18 protein-coding genes are annotated in these 19,579 nt (G+C 44.6%); 10 read left to right on the top strand and 8 right to left on the bottom strand.

Annotation, left to right across the window (positions count from 1 at the left end; genetic code table 11):
- From AM228_RS06630 to AM228_RS06620, 3 genes are all read right to left on the bottom strand, one after another.
- A complete protein-coding gene (locus AM228_RS06630; RefSeq protein WP_054465302.1) occupies nt 1–1,122 on the bottom strand; it encodes a PotD/PotF family extracellular solute-binding protein in 1,122 nt (373 codons plus the stop codon).
- Between the two features lie 147 nt (nt 1,123–1,269).
- A complete protein-coding gene (locus tag AM228_RS06625; RefSeq protein WP_054465301.1) occupies nt 1,270–1,677 on the bottom strand; it encodes a hypothetical protein in 408 nt (135 codons plus the stop codon).
- Between the two features lie 65 nt (nt 1,678–1,742).
- Nucleotides 1,743–2,897, bottom strand: coding sequence for an ABC transporter ATP-binding protein (locus tag AM228_RS06620; protein ID WP_054465300.1), 1,155 nt, complete (start codon nt 2,895–2,897; stop codon nt 1,743–1,745).
- A 589-nt stretch (nt 2,898–3,486) separates the two neighbouring features.
- Between AM228_RS06620 and mrdA the strand changes: the two genes are divergently transcribed.
- The 9 genes from mrdA (at nt 3,487) to AM228_RS06575 (ending at nt 13,382) form a co-directional block, all read left to right on the top strand.
- On the top strand, nt 3,487–5,268 hold the full coding sequence (mrdA, locus tag AM228_RS06615) for a penicillin-binding protein 2 (RefSeq protein ID WP_369817682.1): 1,782 nt from the start codon (nt 3,487–3,489) through the stop codon (nt 5,266–5,268).
- Nucleotides 5,269–5,767: 499 nt separating this feature from the next.
- A complete protein-coding gene (locus AM228_RS06610) occupies nt 5,768–6,466 on the top strand; it encodes a hypothetical protein (protein WP_054465298.1) in 699 nt (232 codons plus the stop codon).
- Nucleotides 6,467–6,520: 54 nt separating this feature from the next.
- The gene (locus AM228_RS06605) at nt 6,521–7,108 is read left to right on the top strand and encodes a DUF1822 family protein (protein ID WP_054465297.1); all 588 of its coding nucleotides are present in this window, start codon (nt 6,521–6,523) and stop codon (nt 7,106–7,108) included.
- 228 nt (nt 7,109–7,336) lie between these two features.
- Complete coding sequence (locus AM228_RS06600) at nt 7,337–8,512, top strand: F420-0--gamma-glutamyl ligase (RefSeq protein ID WP_054465361.1); 1,176 nt, start codon at nt 7,337–7,339, stop codon at nt 8,510–8,512.
- 210 nt (nt 8,513–8,722) lie between these two features.
- Entirely contained in the window at nt 8,723–9,955 is a 1,233-nt protein-coding gene (locus AM228_RS06595) for a GNAT family N-acetyltransferase (RefSeq protein ID WP_054465296.1), read from the top strand.
- Between the two features lie 107 nt (nt 9,956–10,062).
- The gene (gene ruvX, locus AM228_RS06590) at nt 10,063–10,557 is read left to right on the top strand and encodes a Holliday junction resolvase RuvX (protein ID WP_054465295.1); all 495 of its coding nucleotides are present in this window, start codon (nt 10,063–10,065) and stop codon (nt 10,555–10,557) included.
- Between the two features lie 426 nt (nt 10,558–10,983).
- The gene (locus AM228_RS06585; protein ID WP_054465294.1) at nt 10,984–11,562 is read left to right on the top strand and encodes a DUF3727 domain-containing protein; all 579 of its coding nucleotides are present in this window, start codon (nt 10,984–10,986) and stop codon (nt 11,560–11,562) included.
- A gap of 149 nt (nt 11,563–11,711) precedes the next feature.
- A complete protein-coding gene (gene mltG, locus AM228_RS06580) occupies nt 11,712–12,737 on the top strand; it encodes an endolytic transglycosylase MltG (protein WP_313890597.1) in 1,026 nt (341 codons plus the stop codon).
- A gap of 126 nt (nt 12,738–12,863) precedes the next feature.
- On the top strand, nt 12,864–13,382 hold the full coding sequence (locus AM228_RS06575; protein ID WP_054465292.1) for a YqeG family HAD IIIA-type phosphatase: 519 nt from the start codon (nt 12,864–12,866) through the stop codon (nt 13,380–13,382).
- 368 nt (nt 13,383–13,750) lie between these two features.
- On the opposite strand, the gene AM228_RS34970 is transcribed toward AM228_RS06575, so the two are convergent.
- The 3 genes from AM228_RS34970 to AM228_RS06565 all read right to left on the bottom strand — a co-directional run bounded on the left by AM228_RS34970 (nt 13,751) and on the right by AM228_RS06565 (nt 15,907).
- A complete protein-coding gene (locus tag AM228_RS34970; protein WP_231636662.1) occupies nt 13,751–13,909 on the bottom strand; it encodes a hypothetical protein in 159 nt (52 codons plus the stop codon).
- 24 nt (nt 13,910–13,933) lie between these two features.
- Nucleotides 13,934–14,392: a WD40 repeat domain-containing protein gene (locus AM228_RS34965; RefSeq protein ID WP_255353159.1), complete on the bottom strand. Its 459-nt coding sequence runs from the start codon at nt 14,390–14,392 to the stop codon at nt 13,934–13,936.
- Nucleotides 14,393–14,497: 105 nt separating this feature from the next.
- Nucleotides 14,498–15,907: an adenylate/guanylate cyclase domain-containing protein gene (locus AM228_RS06565; protein ID WP_054465359.1), complete on the bottom strand. Its 1,410-nt coding sequence runs from the start codon at nt 15,905–15,907 to the stop codon at nt 14,498–14,500.
- 290 nt (nt 15,908–16,197) lie between these two features.
- Between AM228_RS06565 and AM228_RS06560 the strand changes: the two genes are divergently transcribed.
- Entirely contained in the window at nt 16,198–16,980 is a 783-nt protein-coding gene (locus AM228_RS06560) for a trans-aconitate 2-methyltransferase (protein ID WP_231636660.1), read from the top strand.
- A gap of 184 nt (nt 16,981–17,164) precedes the next feature.
- Here AM228_RS06560 and AM228_RS06555 read toward each other — a convergent pair whose 3' ends face one another.
- Together AM228_RS06555 and AM228_RS06550 are read right to left on the bottom strand one after the other, a co-directional pair.
- Entirely contained in the window at nt 17,165–19,048 is a 1,884-nt protein-coding gene (locus tag AM228_RS06555; protein WP_082348771.1) for a DUF3370 family protein, read from the bottom strand.
- Nucleotides 19,049–19,161: 113 nt separating this feature from the next.
- Entirely contained in the window at nt 19,162–19,506 is a 345-nt protein-coding gene (locus tag AM228_RS06550) for a nucleoside triphosphate pyrophosphohydrolase (RefSeq protein ID WP_054465288.1), read from the bottom strand.
- Between the last annotated feature and the right edge of the window lie 73 nt (nt 19,507–19,579).

The raw sequence follows: 19,579 nt of genomic DNA, 5'->3' as shown, positions 1-19,579 counted from the left end.
TTAGCTGCTTTTTAGTTTGATCCAATACCTGGCATAAGTTTTTTCTTTTTCAATACTTAAAGGAATAATTCCTTCACACTTTTCTAGTACGGATTCAGGGGGGAACAAGGTAGGATTTTCTTGTAAATCCTGAGATAATTGAGCATAAGCCTGCTTATTGGGTGTGGCAAAATACAGTCGCTCACAGAGCGATACGGTTACTTCTGGTTGCAACATGAAGTTTAGCCATTTGTAAGCTCCGGCTACATTCGGCGCCCCGGCGGGAATAACCATTGTATCTATCCACAAAGAAGTACCACTTTGAGGCACCAGATATTTTAAATTTGGGTTTTCATTGGCTACATTTAGGGCGTCAAAGGAAAAACCCATTGCCATTGTTAAGTCTCCGGCTAATATTAAATCTCGCCAACCATCAGTGGTAAATGTGGCCAGTGTACCTTTGAGGTTTAGCAATTTTTCATAAGCCGCTTGTATTTCTGCGGGGTTTTCGGAATTGTAGGAGTAGCCCAGCGATCGCAGGGATGCCCCTATCACTTCTCGCGGATCGTTGATCAAAGTCACTTTGCGAGATAATTCTTTTTGGTGTTCCCAGAGATAGTCCCAATCTTTCGGGGTAGAGGAAAGTTTTTCGGCGTTATAAATTAAGCCGGTGGTTCCCCAAGTGAAGGGTAAACTGTAACGATTTCCTGGATCGTAGTCAGGATTTTGAAACTTCTCAAATAGATTGTTTATCCCCTTCAGTCGAGAGTGGTCAAGGGGTTGTAGCAGTCTCAACTCCACCATCCGTTTGACCCAAGAATCCGAGGGATAAATAATACTGTAGGCTCCACCACCGCCCGCTTGAACCTTCGCCAGCATCGCTTCATTGGAGTCAAAAATATCCACAATGACTTTGATGCCGGTTTGTTTTCTAAAGGTTTCGATTAACTCTGAGTCAGTGTAATCGGCCCAAGTGTAGATATAGAGATCGTTGGCTGAGGTCTGAGTCATCGGCGGTCCGGTCATCTCATCCCCACTGTCATCAAAGGGATTACCCCCTAGAGTCCACCCACAACCGGACAGCGCCATACTAGAAAGCGCCGCCGCAGAACTTTGTAAAAATTGGCGTCGAGTTTGAGTCATATAGATGCGAGGTGTTCTATGTGATTTCGTCGGAGGTACGTTAGCGAAGCTATCGCGGAGGGCGAAACGTCTCTTGGGGGGTACGGGGGGGAATTTGATTTCTACCCGTGATATCTATCCGTAGAATCTGACCATAATTGGTTTGAATCAACAGTAGCGTACTGATTGTTCTAAAGCTAGTGGTTCACCAGTTTGAGCATCAGTATTTTGACAGGCAAACATCGTTTCTGGAGAAATTTTTTCAAACTCCAGGTGATTGCCCTGACGTTTGAGTAAATATCCCCGCAGTTCTTTGATGGGCAGTTGGGTCATCGGATCGATCTCAGAGGTAAAGGAACGCAATACGATCGATGCCACAGAATCGCAACAGGAATCAATGCGCCTGAGAAATAATTCTTGGCTGTATGCTTCCTCTCCATATTTGACTTGGTTGCCTTGGCGATACAGGTTAATCACGAAGGGTTGACCATCACTGCCCAAAAAGGTGAGGATCGCCTGTTTGGGGCAGTGTGATTCCAACTCAGCCAGTAATTGATTTAAGCCTTTGATTGTCATAGTTGGGTCTTGAAATGTTCACAAGATTTGCTTTGTGGTATGTAGGGGCGATTCCCGAATCCCCCCTATTGGGCGATCGCAATACAGTCCGTTGGCGACCAGTGAACATAAATCCGCGTGTGTAATTCTGGCAAGCTACCCAGGGTGTTCGGTTGCATAATTGTTAGCCGATCCCCTGAAGTTAACTTCACCACATAATGCACATGGGTTCCCAGATACATAATATGTTCCAGGCGGGCTTCAAAACAATTGATTTGGTTTTCCGGTTCATACAGACTCAATTGAATCCGTTCCGGTCGCACGCTCACAGCAACCTGAGTTCCTGAATGACTCCAGGGTTCTAAGGTTTGTACCCCAATTTTCAGGTTGCTATTGGTGCGGATTTGTAAATTGGTGCGTTCGCGAGGCGGCGCAGATGCGCTTTCGGCACATTCGATCCGCCCTTCCAGCAAATTAGTATCGCCGATAAAATCCGCCACAAAAGTTGTTTTGGGCCGTTCATAGATTTCCGTCGGTGAACCAATTTGCTCAACCCGACCTTGACGCATTACCGCAATGCGATCGGAAAGACTCAGGGCTTCTTGTTGATCGTGCGTCACCATCACAAAAGTTAAGCCCAAATCTTTATGTAAATTGGATAATTCCACTTGCATCTCTTTCCGCAGCTTCAAATCCAAAGCGCCGAGGGGTTCATCCAGTAAAATCACCGCTGGTCGATTTACCAGTGCTCTGGCTAAAGCGACCCGTTGCTGCTGACCTCCTGAGAGGGAAGTGGGAACCCGGTTAGCAAATTCTTCCATTTTGACTAATTTCAGCGCTTGCCGAACCCGGTCTTCAATTTCCGCTTTGCCCAAGCGTTTAATCCGTAATCCAAAAGCAATATTTTCCGCTACGCTCATGTGATTAAACAGGGCATAACTTTGAAATACGGTGTTGACAGGTCTTTGATAAGGAGGCACTTGGGTCATTGACTTGCCCCGAATGAGTACCTCTCCAGCGGAAGGAGTTTCAAACCCGGCAATTAAACGCAGGGTTGTGGTTTTCCCACAGCCAGAAGATCCCAGAATACTAAAAAACTCCCCTCGACGAATATCCAGGTCTACAGCCCGGACAACGGTATTGCCATCAAACACCTTAAAAACTTTCCGCAGTTCCACGTCCAAGGCCGTTTCCTGCCGTGTGGTGTCTGATGGTTGTGTAGCAGCAGTTGAAAAACTCATGGCATTTCCGCCCAATTTTACCCCTGTAATGTTTGAGTTAGCCTGATTGGTTTATAACTTATAATTGGCTTGATTCTATCGCTGACATCCAGAGATGGGGAGAGAATTCTCCCTATCTCTGGATTCCCAAGTTGGACTCAGGTCTACCGAGCCGATCGGAATTCGCGATCGAATCTCTTTCTGGAAATTTTAATCTCTGTTCAAATTTTTTCATTGCATTTTAGTAAATAGTAATGGATTAGTAATGGATTAGTAATGGATGCCTTCAGATATGGGGAAGAGCGATCGCCGATTTTTTCCTGAACTGGAAAGCCAAGAAACGAATGGGAAGATTGCCCTCTCCAGGAATCACTGATGAATCTCTCTCTAGCTTATGGCGGGATTCCCGCTTCGGGATCCGATATGCACGCGGAATCGCCCGCTGCCAAAGTGGGTTAAGCCGTGCCTAAGCCACTTCTGGTCGTCCCCTAAAAGTCAGAAGATCAACCCTTCAACTTCTGACTAAAATCAGCCAACAATAGCTGTTATTTACCATAACCTAAAGAAGGATATGCAATAATTGCCGCAAATAGCCATAATTATGACCTTGATGCAGTTTTACTCAGATCGCCAGAAATCTAAACTTCGTACCGTCGGACAACATTATCAGTCTTTTGTGATCATGGGACTGGTAAGTTTAATGCTGTTTGGTGGCATTGTCTGGCGTTTAGCCTATTTGCAATTAGTCGAAGGCGATCGCTTTCGAGCAGTGGCCGATCAAAACCGGATTCGTCTAATTGCCAAACAACCAGCCAGAGGCAATATATTCGACCGGAAAGGCAGAATTATGGCGACTTCTCGGCTATCCAAAGCGCTATTTGTTTGGCCGAGATCCCACAGTCGCGAAGAATGGCAGCCCATTCTTAAACGCATCTCTCAAATTCTGAATATCCCTGACACTGAGTTATCTAAACTGATCGAAAGAGCCGAAAATGGCTATGACTCTACGCAGCAAATCCGCATCGCCAGGGGTTTGACAGCGGAACAAGCCACCTTAATTGGCGAATTCAGTAATGAATTACCCGGAGTAGACGTGGAATATGAAGCCCTCCGTTACTATCCCAACGGCACTCTGGCGGCTCATGTTTTAGGTTATACCGGCGAAGTGGATGAAGTATCTTTAGTTGAACTTAAACCCAAAGGATATCGTCTGGGTGACATTATTGGTCAGTTAGGGGTTGAAGCTGGTTTAGAGCAGAAATTGCGAGGTAAATGGGGTGGTCGGCGCGTAGAAGTGGATAATATGGGTCAAATTATCAAGTTTTTGGGTGAAGAACCCGCCCAAGCTGGACAAGATGTGACTTTGACCATTGACCTGGATATCCAAAGGGCCGCCGAAAAAGCCCTGGGCGATACCCAGGGAGCCATTGTAGTCATGGATCCGAACGATGGGGCGATTTTAGCGATGGTCAGCCGCCCGGTCTATGACCCGAATGTGTTCTCTCAACCTGTGACCGAAGAAATTTGGCAACAAGTTCAAGGATCCGATCACCCATTTGTCAATCGGGCTTTGCGAGGCTTCCCCCCTGCCAGCACCTTTAAAATTATTACCACCGTTGCCGCCCTCAAGTCTGGCAAGTTTGATCCCTATACGGTGCTACCCACTTATCCGTACATTATTGCTGGCGGCATCCAGTTTTGGGATTGGAACCAGGCTGGTTTTGGCCCTTTAGGATTTGATGGAGCGATGGCTTGGAGTAGTGATACTTTCTTTTATCAAGTGGGCATGACTATCGGTGGGCCAACGCTGATTGAATGGACCCGCAAGTTTGGTTTTGGCTCGAAAACCGGCATCGAGTTGGCCGCCGAAGAAGACCCCGGACTGGTGGCGGATGATGCCTGGAAAACTGAAAACATCGGTGAAGGTTGGTTTGAAGGGGATACGGTCAATATGTCTATTGGTCAAGGGTTTCTGCTGGCTACCCCTCTGCAAGTAGCCTTGATGAATGCAGTCCCGGCTAATGGCGGCTATCTGGTGCAACCTCACTTGCTTAAGGATAATCCAGAAGCGAAAAAAAATCGGCGGTCTGTTGGATTAAGTAAGGACGCGGTGAACGTTTTGCAATCTGGTTTGCGACAGGTGGTGACATCAGGAACAGGTCAGGTGATGAATGTACCCACGATTCCCCCAAATGCGGGGAAGACAGGTACGGCTGAAGATCCGCCCCGTCTATCCCATGCTTGGTATGGCGGTTATGCCCCTTATGACAAACCAGAAATTGTGGTGGTGGTTTTTGGGCAAAATTCTGGCGGTGGTGGCGGCGGTTTTGCCGCACCCAAGGCACTGCAAGTTATGGAAGATTATTTTAAAATGAAGAAAGGCAAGAAATAATCTGAGATATTTGCTGCCGTGGGCGGATGTCCTGCTACGTCCGATTCATGTCTTGCTAGGTCGCCAGATGTCGCAACATAAAGACTGGCGATCGCGTCTAGTCCTTTGTTAGTTGTCCCGGAGTTTTTGATTGATTCAGCCCCGCGAATTCATCGGCAGTGAAACGGAACAAGACGATCCCGCCAACCTGCCTTTTTAAGCTGGGGCGGGATTAGCCCACTGCCATTCTCCCCATCTCCCTGTTCGACTTGGCCGAATTTCTCAATCTGTAGCCTCTGGGGATCGGGCGTGAAGCGAAGAGCAACCAAGAGGAACCGCTGTCTTCCCTCGATAAAAATTAATCAAACATTAATTTTTGATGAATTTTTGATTAATGTTTGATGCATTGTTGGTCAAAGGCCGATCGCCGCAACGCAAAAATTACTCTCTTGGCAACGGAAGTGTAATATGATACAAGTTAGACAGGAAAAAAACTTACCTATTTTCAGGGGGATATGGTTTGCAGGCCAGGGAGATCGAACCGAAACTCAAACAACTGATTAAACTAGCCTCGGTCGTGGAGCCAATTCTCGCCAAACGGCTAGAGGAAATCTGGCGCTGGATTAAAGACATCAAGTCCGGTTACCTGCTGCAAAAAAAATTTTTAATGGGATTTCTCCTAGAACTGACTAAGGATGCAGAAATTTGGTTAGAGTTGGAAGTCCTAAATCCTGATGAAAGAAAATGTTTTTTAGATCAGCTAACTCCTACGGTAAGATATTGGTATGAAGAGCTATTTCCCACCTGGTTTCGCGATCGCGATCAAAAATTTTATATTTGGAAACAAAAATTAAGATCGGGAGAATTTAATCCCACGGATACTGAATTGATTAAGGCGATCGCGGATCAAATTCAACAGCGTCACGGCAACGTTGTTCATCGCTATATTGCTGATTTTTCTATGGCCACTGATGTGATTGTCAGTAGTGAGAAAGGCCAGCCCCTCTGTGTTCAAATTACCACGGTTTCTGATGAATATTCTCAAATGAAATATGATAAATGGGAATATACTTTACGCCAGTGGAACATAGAACGCGGGTTATTTATTAGTTTTAATCCCAGTCAGGAGGAGTTCATTGTTCAAGTGGTCAACTTAGTTTTATATAATAGTAAAAATTTGCCCAAGCAAAATTACTTAAAATTCACTTTTAACAAGTGAATTCAAATAAAAAACAAAAAATAAAAACATTATAACTGTTGAAAAAAGCCATCCATGAGCATAACTACTAGCAATCTCAGCAATAAAGACAGACTGGAGAGAATTTGGCATTTACTACAAGATGCAGAGAAATTACAGCAAGAAAGAATTAACTCTGGCTTTGATTATGTCAATCTTTATGTTGAAGATGTCGAAAGCGATTGGCTAGAAAATTGGGGTGAGGATGTCACCGAGTTGCCCGTCAGACTTCGGCAGTGGTTTCACAATGTTTTTGAACCTGATTGGCATTCAATTGAGGAGATTTTTGACCCCGCAGCCACCAAGATTTCTTTACAAACCGCTGGGGTAAAACGCGCCAAGTTGATTGACCTGGAATCTCAAGTTGCCCTAATTGTCACGCTGAAAAACGAGTCCTCGACAAAAACCAGCATTCTTTTACAAGTTCATGGGACGGATTTACATTATCTCCCAGAAAACCTGCTGATGACTGTGCTTTCTCCTTTGGGAGTCGTTCTCGGTTGCGCGATCGCCCATCAGACCAGTGAGGTGATTCAATTGGAGTTTACGGTTGAACGAGGAGAAGAGTTTACCGTTGAGATCAAATCTGGCTGCCTGACGGTGACACAAAACTTTTTAATGTAAAGTGGTTGGTTGTTGGTTGTTGGTTGTTGGTTGTTGGTTGTTGTTATAAAGCGAGAATAACGAATAACGAACAACAACCAACAAATAACGAACAACAACCAACAAATAACGAATAACGAACAACGAACAACAAATAACGAATAACGAATCTTGCGGAAATCCTGTGGTGATGCAAGCATAATAAACTCATTATGTAATTTTGAGTTTATTTTTGGAGGATTTGTGGCGATCGCAGAAACAATTGGACTGGGATTAGGTGCGGCAGCCCTCGTGCTCGGTGTCGCTGGTGTGTCCCTAGAGTTGCAATACCGCCGCCGACCGGGGAATGATTTAGAACTGACCACCGGCTTATGGCAACAAGAAACCTTGTCTCCCCAGCATTGGCAATTAGTGGGGGTAATGGAGTTTCGCAACCTGACGCCCAACTTGGAAATTATGCTGCCCCAAGTGTCTGCGGAGGTGACGTTACTGTCTGAGGGCAGTTTGACGAAAATTCAGACTCAGACTCACGTGAAATCGATGCATCCAGATACCCCAGCCCGGGCTGATGGCTATTGGGATGCCTATATTGTTAAAGTGCGTAAAATCACGCAAATGTCGGTTACGATTGATATTCAAGGGGAGAATCTCAGCGATCTGCAAACCGCTTGGATCAAAATTAATTACCTGACTTATGGCCCCGAAGGACGCATTCCCAAGGTTAAACATATTATTGTGCCGTTAAAGTTTCCCAATCCGGCAGAAAATCCGGCGTGGCGAGAAGTTCCCGCAGCCAAGGGTCAAGTGTTGCCGGTGAAAACTCATTTGCTGACCAATTCCGACGATCCGGTGGGGGTGGTGAAGCGATATGTCCTGCCTCATGCTAAACCGGGAGATATTGTGGCAATTGGGGAAACTCCCGTGGCGATTATGCAAGGACGGTGGCGAGATCCCAGTCAAGTTAAGCCCGGATTTGTGGCTAAACGATTATGTTATTTTTTCTTACCCACTTCCAGTTTAGCTACCGCTTGTGGGTTACAGTCTTTGGTAGATGTGGTAGGCCCGGTGCGAGTATTTTTGGCCTTTGTTGGTGGGGCGATCGCCAGGGTATTTGGTTATCGTGGCGCTTTTTACCAGTTAGCTGGGGAACAAGCCCGTTTAATCGATGATGTCACCGGCACTTTGCCGCCTTACGATCAATTTATTGTCCTCGGCCCGGAAAATCCCCAGCAAGTGGTGGATCGAATTAAACGAGAAACTGATATTTCAGCGGCGATCGTCGATGTGAACGACTTGAAAGCAGTTAAGATATTGGCAGCAACCTCTGATATTTCCTCTGACTTCTTAGAAGCCGCTTTAAGAAATAATCCCGCAGGCAATGGTAACGAACAAACTCCGGTTGTGTTAATTCGCCAGACTGCTTAATTGCTCTGAGGATTGCTCTAAGGAAATCACGTCTTGAAGCAAGCCGATCGGGGTTAGGCATGGTCTAACCCCGGAAAAAAAAGAAAATTGGCCAAAATTGTCTCACTGGGAACATCAGAAAGCCGCACCGATCCTTTGTCACTATCGGTTTTGTGCGGCAGCGATCGCGCCCTAAAATCTTACCTTTATAATCTTTCTCCCTAAATCAATATGAGTGTCAGTCTTCATCGAAATCGAAATGTCACGATTCGTCCTTTACAACAAAGGGATCTCGAAGCGGTAGAGCATCTACTGCAAATCGGCATTGAGCTAGAAACTCCTAGCTGTTCCATTGAAAAATGTTCTCTAGATATTCACCGGCAATTCCAACCGATTCGCACTTGGTATGGGTTGCTTAGGTTATTCAGTTTATTTCCCAATCCTTTGCAGCACCTATTATGTGCGCGGGTGGCTGAACGAGATAACCAAATTTTGGGATTGATTCAGATTGCGCCGTTTAATAGTACCCGCAGCACTTGGCGGGTTGAAAGAGTTGTGGTGGATCCTGGCGCAGACCATTTATTGATTGGTTCGATGCTGTTGCGCCACTGCTTAGAAGCAATTTGGGAAGCCCGGATGTGGTTGTTGGAAGTGAATGTGAATGATAAGGATGCTTTGGCCTTGTATCGTCATAATGGGTTTCAACCGTTAGCCCAGATGACTTATTGGGCGATCGCGCCTGAGTTGTTGACTCAGTTAACCCAGCGGGAACCGGACTTACCGAACTTGTTGCCTGTGAGCAATGCGGATGCTCATTTACTCTGTCAACTGGATATCGCCGCGATGCCCCCTCTGGTGCGTCAAGTGTTTGAACGCCATAAAAGTGACTTTCAAACCAGTTTTTTCCAAGCCATCCTCCAAGGGATCCGCCAATGGCTCGATCGCACCGAAGTGGTGAGTGGTTATGTGTTTGAACCCCAGCGCAAAGCCGCGATCGGTCATTTTCAACTGCGCTTATGTAAAGATGGCTCTTTTGCCCACCGAGGTAGTTTAACCGTTCATCCCGCTTATACCTGGCTATATCCAGAAATTCTCTCGCAAATGGCCCGCATTGCCAAAGATTTGCCCCCGCAGTCACTCCAACTGGCTTCCGCAGATTATCAACCGGAACGAGAAGAGTATTTAGAACAAATCCGGGCGGAACGCATTGAACATACGATGTTGATGTCTCGTTCGGTCTGGCATAAACTCCGAGAATCTAAACGGGTTGCTTTGGATGCTTTGCAACTGACGGATATGCTGCCCGGTTTATCCCCAGTCCGCAAGCCCATCCCCAGTCGGATTACCTGGTGGGGGAGTGAAATAGAATCCGCCGCCCCCTGTCGTCCCCCAGAGTCCTCGCGACCGAATATTGAAGATTCTCGTCAATGTTCGACCGGTGACGAAGGTCAATTTTCTAGCTAATTGTCCCGTTGGTTCACCGTGTTCCATACAAAGCACCCGTGGGGTTAGACTGGGTTGACGATGGTACAGGCGTTTATGGTTCATTTTCAAGGTTTTAACAGTTAACGGTGACAAAAAAAATCTCTGCTTTAGGTTTGGATCTCGGTAGAAAGCGAATTGGTGTCGCAGGTTGTGATGGCACGGGGTTGATTGCTACCGGGTTGGAGACTATCTACCGCAAATCTTTTGCCCAGGTGGTCGCCAACCTAGAAGCAATTATCCGCGATCGCGAAGTCCAAGTCCTCGTCGTCGGTTTACCTTATTCGATGGATGGCACCGTTGGGCTCCAATCTCGACAGATCCTCAAATTTGCTCAAGCGCTCTCTACGGCTTTACAGTTACCTGTGGAGTATGTGGATGAGCGCTTAACTTCTTTTCAGGCGGAAGAAATGCTCAAGGCGGAAAATATTTCCCCTTCCCGAAATAAGGGGCTGATCGATCGCAAAGCCGCTGCCCTGATTTTGCAGCAATGGTTAGATGACCGTCGGCAAAAGCTATCAGCCCTCACCCCTGAACCCGGAACCCTCAGCCAGGATGAGGAGAGAGGAACCGTTGACGGTTGACGGTTGACGGTTGACGGTTGTCCCGAATGACCCGAATGTCCTATTCCTTGCTCTCCGGCACTCCTATGATGGCGGTTCTTTGCTGAGTGTGAATTTCCCCGTTCCCTTAGCAAATAACTTTCTAGCAAATAATTTTATAACTAATAACGAATAAATAATAACGAGTAACTAACCAAGAACAAACAACCAACAACGACAGACCAACAACAACCAATGGTCAATCATTAATTTTTGACACTCGGCCAGATGTCCCAAGGCCGTGATATTCTGAATGTGTCTTTAGATTAGGCCACTATATGACCGAAGATATTTTAGCATGGGTAATTCATCGCCAAACTATCGTCTAAAGAGTGACCCATTAATCAGTGTGTTAAATCAGCACTGATTGGTACTATTTGCTACAATATTCAATTGTTCTATAAGGTTATGACCCAATCAGAATTCCCACAAGAAAATGGAACCTTTTCCGCGAAATCTGTGACTGTAACTGATGAATTTGGGCGATCGCTCGCTTGTTATGTTGAGCATTCGTTTGAACTAAATGGGGAAAATTATGTGTTGCTTTTGCCGGTAGATGCCCCGGTAGAAATTTTTGCTTGGGCAGAAGATGACGATGATGAAGAACCCATTGCGATCGAAGACCCTGATGAGATTGATGAGATTTTTGAAACCGCCAAAGCGGTGCTAGAAGAACAAAATCTCACCCTCAAACGCACTGCTGTCACCCTAACCGTCAGTGGTGAACTTCCCGATTTACTAGAGGATGAGGCGGAGTCTTCTGAAGAAGAAGAAGGGTATGAGGAGTTACAACTGCTGGCTAGTTTTTATAATGAAGAGCAGGAGTATGCCATTTATACACCGCTAGATCCATTTTTTATTTTGGCTCGATTGGACGAAAATGGACAACCGCAATTACTCTCTGATGAAGAATTAGAAGAACTCGAACCGATGTTACCAAGCTTGGAAGGAATGATTGAAGAACACTTATTTAGTGAAATGAATTAAGTTTCATCATAATCAGGGTCGGAAATCTTCAGTTGACAAGTAATTAGGGGGGGGGAGAGATCGTGCTGAAAAGCAAACCCAAAAAAAATCCAACTAGGATCGTTACTCGTGTTTTCTTTTCTTTTCTGTTTTTTTGCGGATTGCTAGGAGTGGCTGGGTTGCAAGCTGGGGCCTGGTGGATGTCCGCCAGTGCGCCAATGGCTTCACCGTTTACAAAAGAGACCGATGAAGAGTCAAAACCCAAAGCGATCTATTTAGAAATCGCTTCGGGAACTCCGGGACAGCAAATCGGTACAAAATTAATCAACCAAGGGTTGATTCGGTCGGAAACCGCGTGGAAATTATGGACTCGCTGGCAAACTTTCCGAGAACCCAATGGTGGATTCCAGGCAGGGGCTTATGAGTTTTACCCAACGGAAGATTTGAATGCGATCGCCACTAAAATTTGGCGAGGATCGGTCGTTCAAGATGGCTACACGATCCGGGAAGGTTGGACACTGAAAAAGATGGCGGATTATCTTGAGTCCCTTGGTTTTTTCAGCGCTAAAGAATTCATGGCTGCCGCGTCAGAAATTCCCACCAATGAATTTCCCTGGCTACCCAAAGATATTCCTCACCTAGAAGGATTTTTATATCCAGACACTTATCATCTCAATAGCGATCAGATCAGTCCACAAGCAGTGATCCGCCAAATGCTAGGGCAATTTGAACGATTAGTCCTGCCAGTTTATGAAGCCGGGAAAGCCCAAACTAATTACAGTTTAAAAGAATGGGTGACTCTGGCTAGTATTGTTGAAAGAGAAGCGGTGATCGCACAAGAACGTCCGCTGATTGCTGGGGTATTTGCCAGACGATTAGAAGAAGGAATTCCTCTGGGTGCTGACCCAACCGTTGAATATGGATTAGGGGTGACACAAACTCCCGATCGCCCTTTAACTTGGGAACAAGTTGAGACTCCTTCTCCTTATAATACTTATCTCAATGTGGGTTTACCTCCAACTCCCATTGGCTCACCAGGACTGCCGAGTTTAACAGCGAGTTTAAATCCGCAAAAAACTGAATATTTGTATTTTGTCGCTCGCTATGATGGCACTCATGTATTTAGCCGTACCTTGGCCGAACATCAAAAAGCGCAGGAGGAAATTCACGATCGCCGAGATGGGGCGCGACAATAGTTATCCTGGTCAAACCATTAAGTGTGAAGTTCGAGGCAATATCGCCTAACTTCACACTTTATTAATTCTTAATTGGTTGTTAATATTATTATTACTATTTTAGCGTAAAATAAAGAGTAAAATACCATGTCTTGGGGCAAACTTTTAGAACCGGATCTCGTTTTGGGCAGTTCAGTTTTGACGATTACTCCAGAATTAATTCAGCAACATCATCTCAAAGGACTGGTTTTAGATGTTGATGAAACTCTGGTGCCAATTAATCAAGATCATATCTCCGATGAGTTACAACAATGGGTGAGTGAAATTCGACAAGTCGCTAGTTTATGGTTGGTTAGTAATAATGTGATTTCAGCCCGGATTGCTCGTATCGGAGATGCCCTGAATTTGCCTTATATTGCTGGGGCGGCTAAACCATCCCGTCGGAAGTTAAGACAAGCGGTGGAGCAAATGCAGTTGCCGGTGGAACAATTAGCGATGGTGGGCGATCGCCTCTTTACCGATGTTCTCGCAGGCAATCGGTTAGGAATGTTTACTATTTTAGTAGAACCATTAGTCGATCCCGCTGAAGGATTGGGCATGGCTCGCTTACGCTCGTTTGAAGTTTGGTTTTCCCAAGTTTTGGGGGCGACACTCACCCATAAGTAGCGGCTATAACCTTTTACCATCCTAATTTTGCGAGATTATAAAGAAATTATTAAGGTATTGGCAATTTTGCCAAAGTTATGCAAACATATAGTTAGTTCAAATGGGGTCAGCCCAGATAAAGACCCTAGCCATCAAAACATATATACCTTGAAAGCCAAACTTCAGTCTGAAGTTTGGTTTTCTATTTGAAATCCATCAGGAATCCATCAAAAAAACGATGGTTTTTTAAACAGTAAAATAGGCTACATTTTTTCAGGTTTTTCCTGGGACAGAGAAACCGGGTTTCTGCCTAAAATTTGATATAACATTTACCTGAATCAAGAAACCGGGTTTCTTGACTCTAAGATACCCATGATGTAGGACGTTGCCTATTTTTTCACCCCATCACTTTTCACCCCATCACTTTTCACCCCATCACAAAGGTTTCGGTCTTTTGCTTCCACCAGAGGATTGTGGTGCAAATAATCCCGTACCCAGTCGCAGCCATAAGCTAGTTTTTTCAGGTATGAATTTTTGCTAAATCCCAAATAATCACGGTGCGTTCGCGAAGCTCAGGAAAGGGAATCGTCGCTCCCAGAAACCACAAAGTCAGCATCCGGGGTAAAGGCAACCCTGACCACCATGCCGGTATGTCCGGGCAAATTGGCTAGTAATTCTCCTTGCCAGTTCCACAGCTTTACCGTATTATCTACACCCCCAGTGGCAATGGTTTGACCATCGGGACTAAATGCGACTCTGGTGATGCCTCTACTCTGCCCGTTAATGGTTTTCACTAGGGTGCCATCTAATTTCCAGAGTTTTACGGTGTCATCCCGACTGCTAGAGGCAATCAAATCCCCTTGGGGACTAATGGCGACGCCCCAAACCGCACCCCCTTGATGATTCAATGTGGCCAAAAGTGTGCCATCGGTTTGCCATAATTTCACGGTGCCATCTTTACTGGCAGAGGCGATCACTTTACCGTCTGGGGTAAAGGCTAATTTCCAAATTCTTTCATTATGGGCGACTATACTTGAGAGCGCTTTTAGAAATTTCTCTATTTTTTGCTTTCACGGTCAATCGGCCACTGTCAGCGGTCTACTGACTATTCGATCTCTAAAAATGTCAAAATTAGTCTAACTATCTGATTTTTTCAGTAAATAGGTCGTCATTTTTCCTTTGCCTTTAATATGAATTTTTCCCCGTGGCTGGAAAGAATATTTGTTTTTCAGCAGATTGTAGGTAGATTCTGTCACCTGAATTTCTCCAGGAATGCCGTGGGACTCCATGCGAGAGGCAGTATTGACCGCATCACCCCATAGGTCATAGATAAATTTTTTGGTGCCAATGACTCCAGCGATCGCTGCCCCGGTATTGATGCCAATTCGCATGGTTAAATCGGATTTATTTTGGGCATTAAAATCGGCGATCGCATCTTGCATATCCAGGGCCATTGCCGCGATCGCTTCGGCGTGATCCGGTCTGGGAATGGGCAAACCTCCCACCACCATATACGCATCCCCAATGGTTTTTATTTTTTCTAATTGATGTTTTTCGCTTAAGCGATCAAAGGCAGAAAAAATATGGTTTAATAATTGGACTAAATCAGCGGGGGATGTTTGTTGGGAAAGTTGGGTAAAGCCGACAATATCCGCAAACAAAATCGTTACTGAGGCAAATCCATCGGCAATGTGATTTTCTCCATTCTTTAATTTTTTTGCGATCGCAGTGGGTAAAATATTTAAGAGTAAAGTTTCCGATTTTTGCTGTTCGCCTCGTAACATTTCTTCCGCTTGTTTTCGTTCGGCAATTTCTTGATGGACTCTTTCAAACATTTGCTTAAACGCTTGCATAACTTCTCCTAATTCATCAGTTCTTTGCACGGAACAAGAATAAAAGTCTGGGGTGGGTAAGTCTTGACTCAGGGCTTCTCCCGCCCCTAGGATGTCATCGCGCAGTTGCAATACAGGAAAAATTACCGTTTTTCCTAAGACAAACATCGTTGTTGAAGTGACTACGAGAGAAATTAAGACTACTAAGCCAGCAATTCGGGCTTTATATGCCCATAATTCTATGCCAATTAAAGATACATCATGGCGCAAAATTAATATGTAGTTTCCCGGAATATGTTCTAATTTCCAAGCCAGATCGTATCGATCCAGATCGTGCGGCTTGAGTTTGAGGCGATCGCTCATTACCTGTTCCCAATCAAGGGAGGGAATTTCTCCAAATTGATGGAGAGTCTTTCCCTGACTATCATAGAGAATTCCGCCGATAATTTTGCCAAACATTGTTTCAATTTTTAGTCGCCGTAATTGCACTATAAATTCTTGACTAGAAATCATCGGGTAGGTTTGAATTAGCCAACTGACTTTGGCCGAGGATACCTCGGTTAATTGCTCTAGAAGTTCTTGTTCTCGTCGCTGCGCTGAAGGGATTAAAATTATGGCTTCAATGGCAATTAAACTGAGAAATACCCAAAAAACGATTCTTTTAGATAATCTAGCTTTAATCAAGTAAAACAATGAGAGCTTTTTGTCATGCATAGAGAAAATTAAAAAGACTGAACCCAATAAAACCATGAACACCCTGGGTAAATTCTAGCGGATGAAGTTACGATTGCGCGATCGGTGGTGATGGTCGAGAATTATTGCTTATTGCTTATTGCTTATTATTTTTAACAAAATAACCAATAACCGTCAGCCCCCGTGCAGAGGGGGGTCAACAGTCAAAAGTCAACAGTCAACAGTCAACAGTCAACAAAATAGCGATCGCGATCGGGAATCATCCGGAAAAATCACTGAAATATTAGATTAATCAGGTACAATAAAATTGGGTGAATTTCTACAATCAAGAGGCAATTCTCCAATTCAATTTAAGGGAATTTGAATTTATGCAAGAGATATTTCCTGGAGAACTTTTCCTAAATCTGACTGACTACGATCGCAACATTCGACAACTATTGCCCCGTTATGATGAAATGCTGGATCTGCTTGTACATTGCATTCCACCGAATACTCGACAGTTGTTAGAACTGGGTTGTGGGACGGGTGAACTCACGGGCAAAATCCTCAGTCGATTTCCGGAAATTGAAATTGTCGCCGTGGATTATTCTCCTCGAATGCTAGATTTTGCCAGTGTGAAAATTGACAAATTTGGCTATGGAGAACAAGTCCATTGGATTAAAGCTGATTTTGGCAATTTAGCCAGCCTGAATGCACCTTTGGCTCCCAAAAATGGGTTTGATGTTTGTTTGTCATCTTTGGCTATTCACCATTTAACAGATCCAATGAAAGAAAAAGTGTTTCAATGGATTGGCGAAAATTTACAGCCAAACGGTTGTTTTTGGAATGGGGATTTGGTGTTGCCCGATTTACCTAACCTCGTGGAATTTTATCAAAAAACTCGCGAAGAATGGGCGGTGAGTCACGGAAATACTTTGAGCAAACTTCGAGAGCAAATTGCCCCAACGAAACCCGAAGGGTATTCCCATGAACAGGAAATGGGTGATTTATTAGATCAGTTGGCTATGTTGAAAAACGTCGGCTTTCATCCGGTGATGGTGCCCTGGAAATATTATCAATTAGCCATATTTGGCGGCTATCGATCGCCGGGTTAATGCCGGTTTAATCTTGATTTTTAATTAAGCAAGCGATCGAGAACAAGAGACTAGACAATTCTTTAATACCGGCATCGATGCCCCCAACCGATAGCGGAAAAGGGCGCCACTCGGCTTTTTAGCTTGGGAAAGCCTGAATTGTCTAATATCTTGTTTTTTCTATCAATCATATAGGGACGGGGTTTTAATTTTTCGACCCCTCATTTTTTACCGTTAAAACTTGGGGAGGTGTAGCATCTGGGGGATAAAGGAAATTCACTTGAATGCGGGTGTGAGAACCCGGTAACATGGTCAAGGTGACTAAAGGTTTGCCCTCATGTCCTTCCGGTTGAACTAAGTGAAAATAGCGGGTATGTTCTTCCCCCACTTCGTCCAGATAACTGACTCGGACAGTTCCTCGGAAAAAGATGCGATCGCTGCCATTTAAAAATACCAATTCATTTTGATTCGGTGGGTCGGCTTCGCTATTTTTTAAAGGAGAAGAAAATATCACTGATATCGTCTGAGTTGCACGGGTTTTATTCTGCAATGGCACAATTAAGTCATATTCTATGCCATAATTGGCATGAGCAAAATAGGCGGTATCTGGATAACGAACTAACATTTTAGCACTTTGCACTTGTTGAGTACCCAATGTGACCTGATGAATGGTGGCAATGGGATAAGAAAAGGCTTGTCCAGGGTTGGGAATACTCAAGAATGAACTGTTAGAATTATCGGTAATTTGCCCTTTCCATTGGGTGCCCTGGGATACTCCCGCTACTCGACTAAATACAATGGGAAATTTCACCTCCGGTTCTAAGGGAGTGGGCACCGAATCCCTAGGAGAAACTAATTTACCTGTGACTAATAAATTGCGCCATTCCTCCACCGTGGGCGATCGATAGCTACCATCGGCATTTTTCGGCGCTTTCATGGCCAAATTCGCCAAATAAATTCGGCCATTACTCGACAACCGCATCATGGTAGATCGCGCATTAGAAACCGGCACCCGATTACCCAGAGGAATCGGTAAATTTAATAACATTTGATATCCTTTGGCAGGAATATCAATATATTTAGGAAAAATGGCCTGTCTTCGTTGGCGTAAAACCTCATTCATCACCCGACTACCCGGCCCAGAAAAAACATCCCCAAAGCTGTTATCCACCATCGGTGGTAAATTGATAAAAAAAGCATCAGGAGAAGTCAAATAACTCGCTCCTGTCAAAACTTCCACCACCACCGTTTCATTCGTAGGATTATGCATCAAAATTCCTTGATAAAACGGATGGGTTTCTGCCTGATATCGGGCGCGGGTAATATGGTGAGTGAACACATCAAACCTACCCGTAAAAGGAAAATTTAAATGCGCTGTTGGCACTTGTTTGCCCGTGGGGGGAAATGTAGATAATAAAATTCCCGAATTTTCCACTACTTCCGGACTATTACTATTAAAAGTAGGAATTGAATCTAGCCCTCCCGGTAAGGGGCGAATTTCTCCAGATAATTGCTGCACTCTGGAAATATATTCTTCAGGTACACCGGGAATTTGTAACGCTTGAGTTAATAAAGTGGCAATTTCACCTCTGGTGGCACTTTGATTCGCTTTTAGTTCTTTTACGTTGGGATAATTTACTACCAGGGAGCCAATTGTGGCAGCGGCAATCATGTTTTTAGCGTAATTAGGAATTTGCATAGCATCATTGAAAGCACTGGCAAGAATTCGATCAACATCGGTTGGGGCTTTTAACTTCAGTTGGGCCGCCACCACAATAATAGCTTGAACTCTAGGAATTTGCTGATTGGGCTTAAAACTAAAATCGGGATATCCCACAAAAAATGCTTTTTCTGAAGCGGTTTTAATGGCTCGATACGCCCAGTAGTTTTCCGGTACATCTTTAAAGTTAACCGCCGTCTGTACCACTGGGGCATTGGCAAATAAATTACACATTAGTACCGCAAATTCTGCCCGAGTCACTGGGGCATTGGGGCGATAATTGCGATCAGGATAACCGCTGACCAGGTTTCGTTTAGCTAGTTGGATAATGCATTCTTTTGCCCAATGATTATCAATATCAGAAAACATAATCTTCCTCACTGAATAAATTACTTATGGTAATAGGGAACGGGGAACGGGGAAGAGGGAACGGGGAAGAGGGAAGAGGGAAGAGGGAATAGTAAAAATTTTTGATCGATAAATTATTTAGCCTGAGAATCCGAGGATTCTTCAGTCCAAAGCAGTTGAATTCGCTGTTTAAAGCCACCCCGTTCTATGCGGCGTTGTTTTTGTTTTTTCAGGATAGCATCTAGGGATAAACCATACGTCTCGATTAGGGCATCGAGGACTTCATATAAATCGGCCAATTCCGTTAATAAATGTTCCGCATCGGATTCAGCGAGTTCTTGGGCTTCTTCGATAATTTTTTTTCTTAATAACTGACGATATTCTGTTTCCGATAGGGTACTAATCTCAAAATCTAGACCCGCTTCAAGCAGAATTTCTGGAATGCGATCGCGCACTAGCTTATTATATTCTTTTTTCATATAGTAAAAAATGCATTTAATTGGGGTTATCGATCGGCTGGACATTGCCCACCCGACCATCGATCGCTAATCG

It is taken from the genome of Planktothricoides sp. SR001, assembly GCF_001276715.1.
Classification (GTDB): Bacteria; Cyanobacteriota; Cyanobacteriia; order Cyanobacteriales; family Laspinemataceae; genus Planktothricoides; species Planktothricoides raciborskii.
This window is presented reverse-complemented; position numbering and strand designations above follow the sequence as displayed.

Coding starts and splice junctions, on each gene's coding strand:
- mrdA (WP_369817682.1), top strand. CDS start 3,487: ATGCAGTTTTACTCAGATCGCCAGAAATCTAAACTTCGTACCGTCGGA.
- AM228_RS06555 (WP_082348771.1), bottom strand. CDS start 19,048: ATGTTTTCTGATATTGATAATCATTGGGCAAAAGAATGCATTATCCAA.
- AM228_RS06625 (WP_054465301.1), bottom strand. CDS start 1,677: ATGACAATCAAAGGCTTAAATCAATTACTGGCTGAGTTGGAATCACAC.
- AM228_RS06630 (WP_054465302.1), bottom strand. CDS start 1,122: ATGACTCAAACTCGACGCCAATTTTTACAAAGTTCTGCGGCGGCGCTT.
- AM228_RS06595 (WP_054465296.1), top strand. CDS start 8,723: ATGAGTGTCAGTCTTCATCGAAATCGAAATGTCACGATTCGTCCTTTA.
- AM228_RS06575 (WP_054465292.1), top strand. CDS start 12,864: ATGTCTTGGGGCAAACTTTTAGAACCGGATCTCGTTTTGGGCAGTTCA.
- AM228_RS06585 (WP_054465294.1), top strand. CDS start 10,984: ATGACCCAATCAGAATTCCCACAAGAAAATGGAACCTTTTCCGCGAAA.
- AM228_RS06605 (WP_054465297.1), top strand. CDS start 6,521: ATGAGCATAACTACTAGCAATCTCAGCAATAAAGACAGACTGGAGAGA.
- AM228_RS06550 (WP_054465288.1), bottom strand. CDS start 19,506: ATGAAAAAAGAATATAATAAGCTAGTGCGCGATCGCATTCCAGAAATT.
- AM228_RS06620 (WP_054465300.1), bottom strand. CDS start 2,897: ATGAGTTTTTCAACTGCTGCTACACAACCATCAGACACCACACGGCAG.
- AM228_RS06565 (WP_054465359.1), bottom strand. CDS start 15,907: ATGCATGACAAAAAGCTCTCATTGTTTTACTTGATTAAAGCTAGATTA.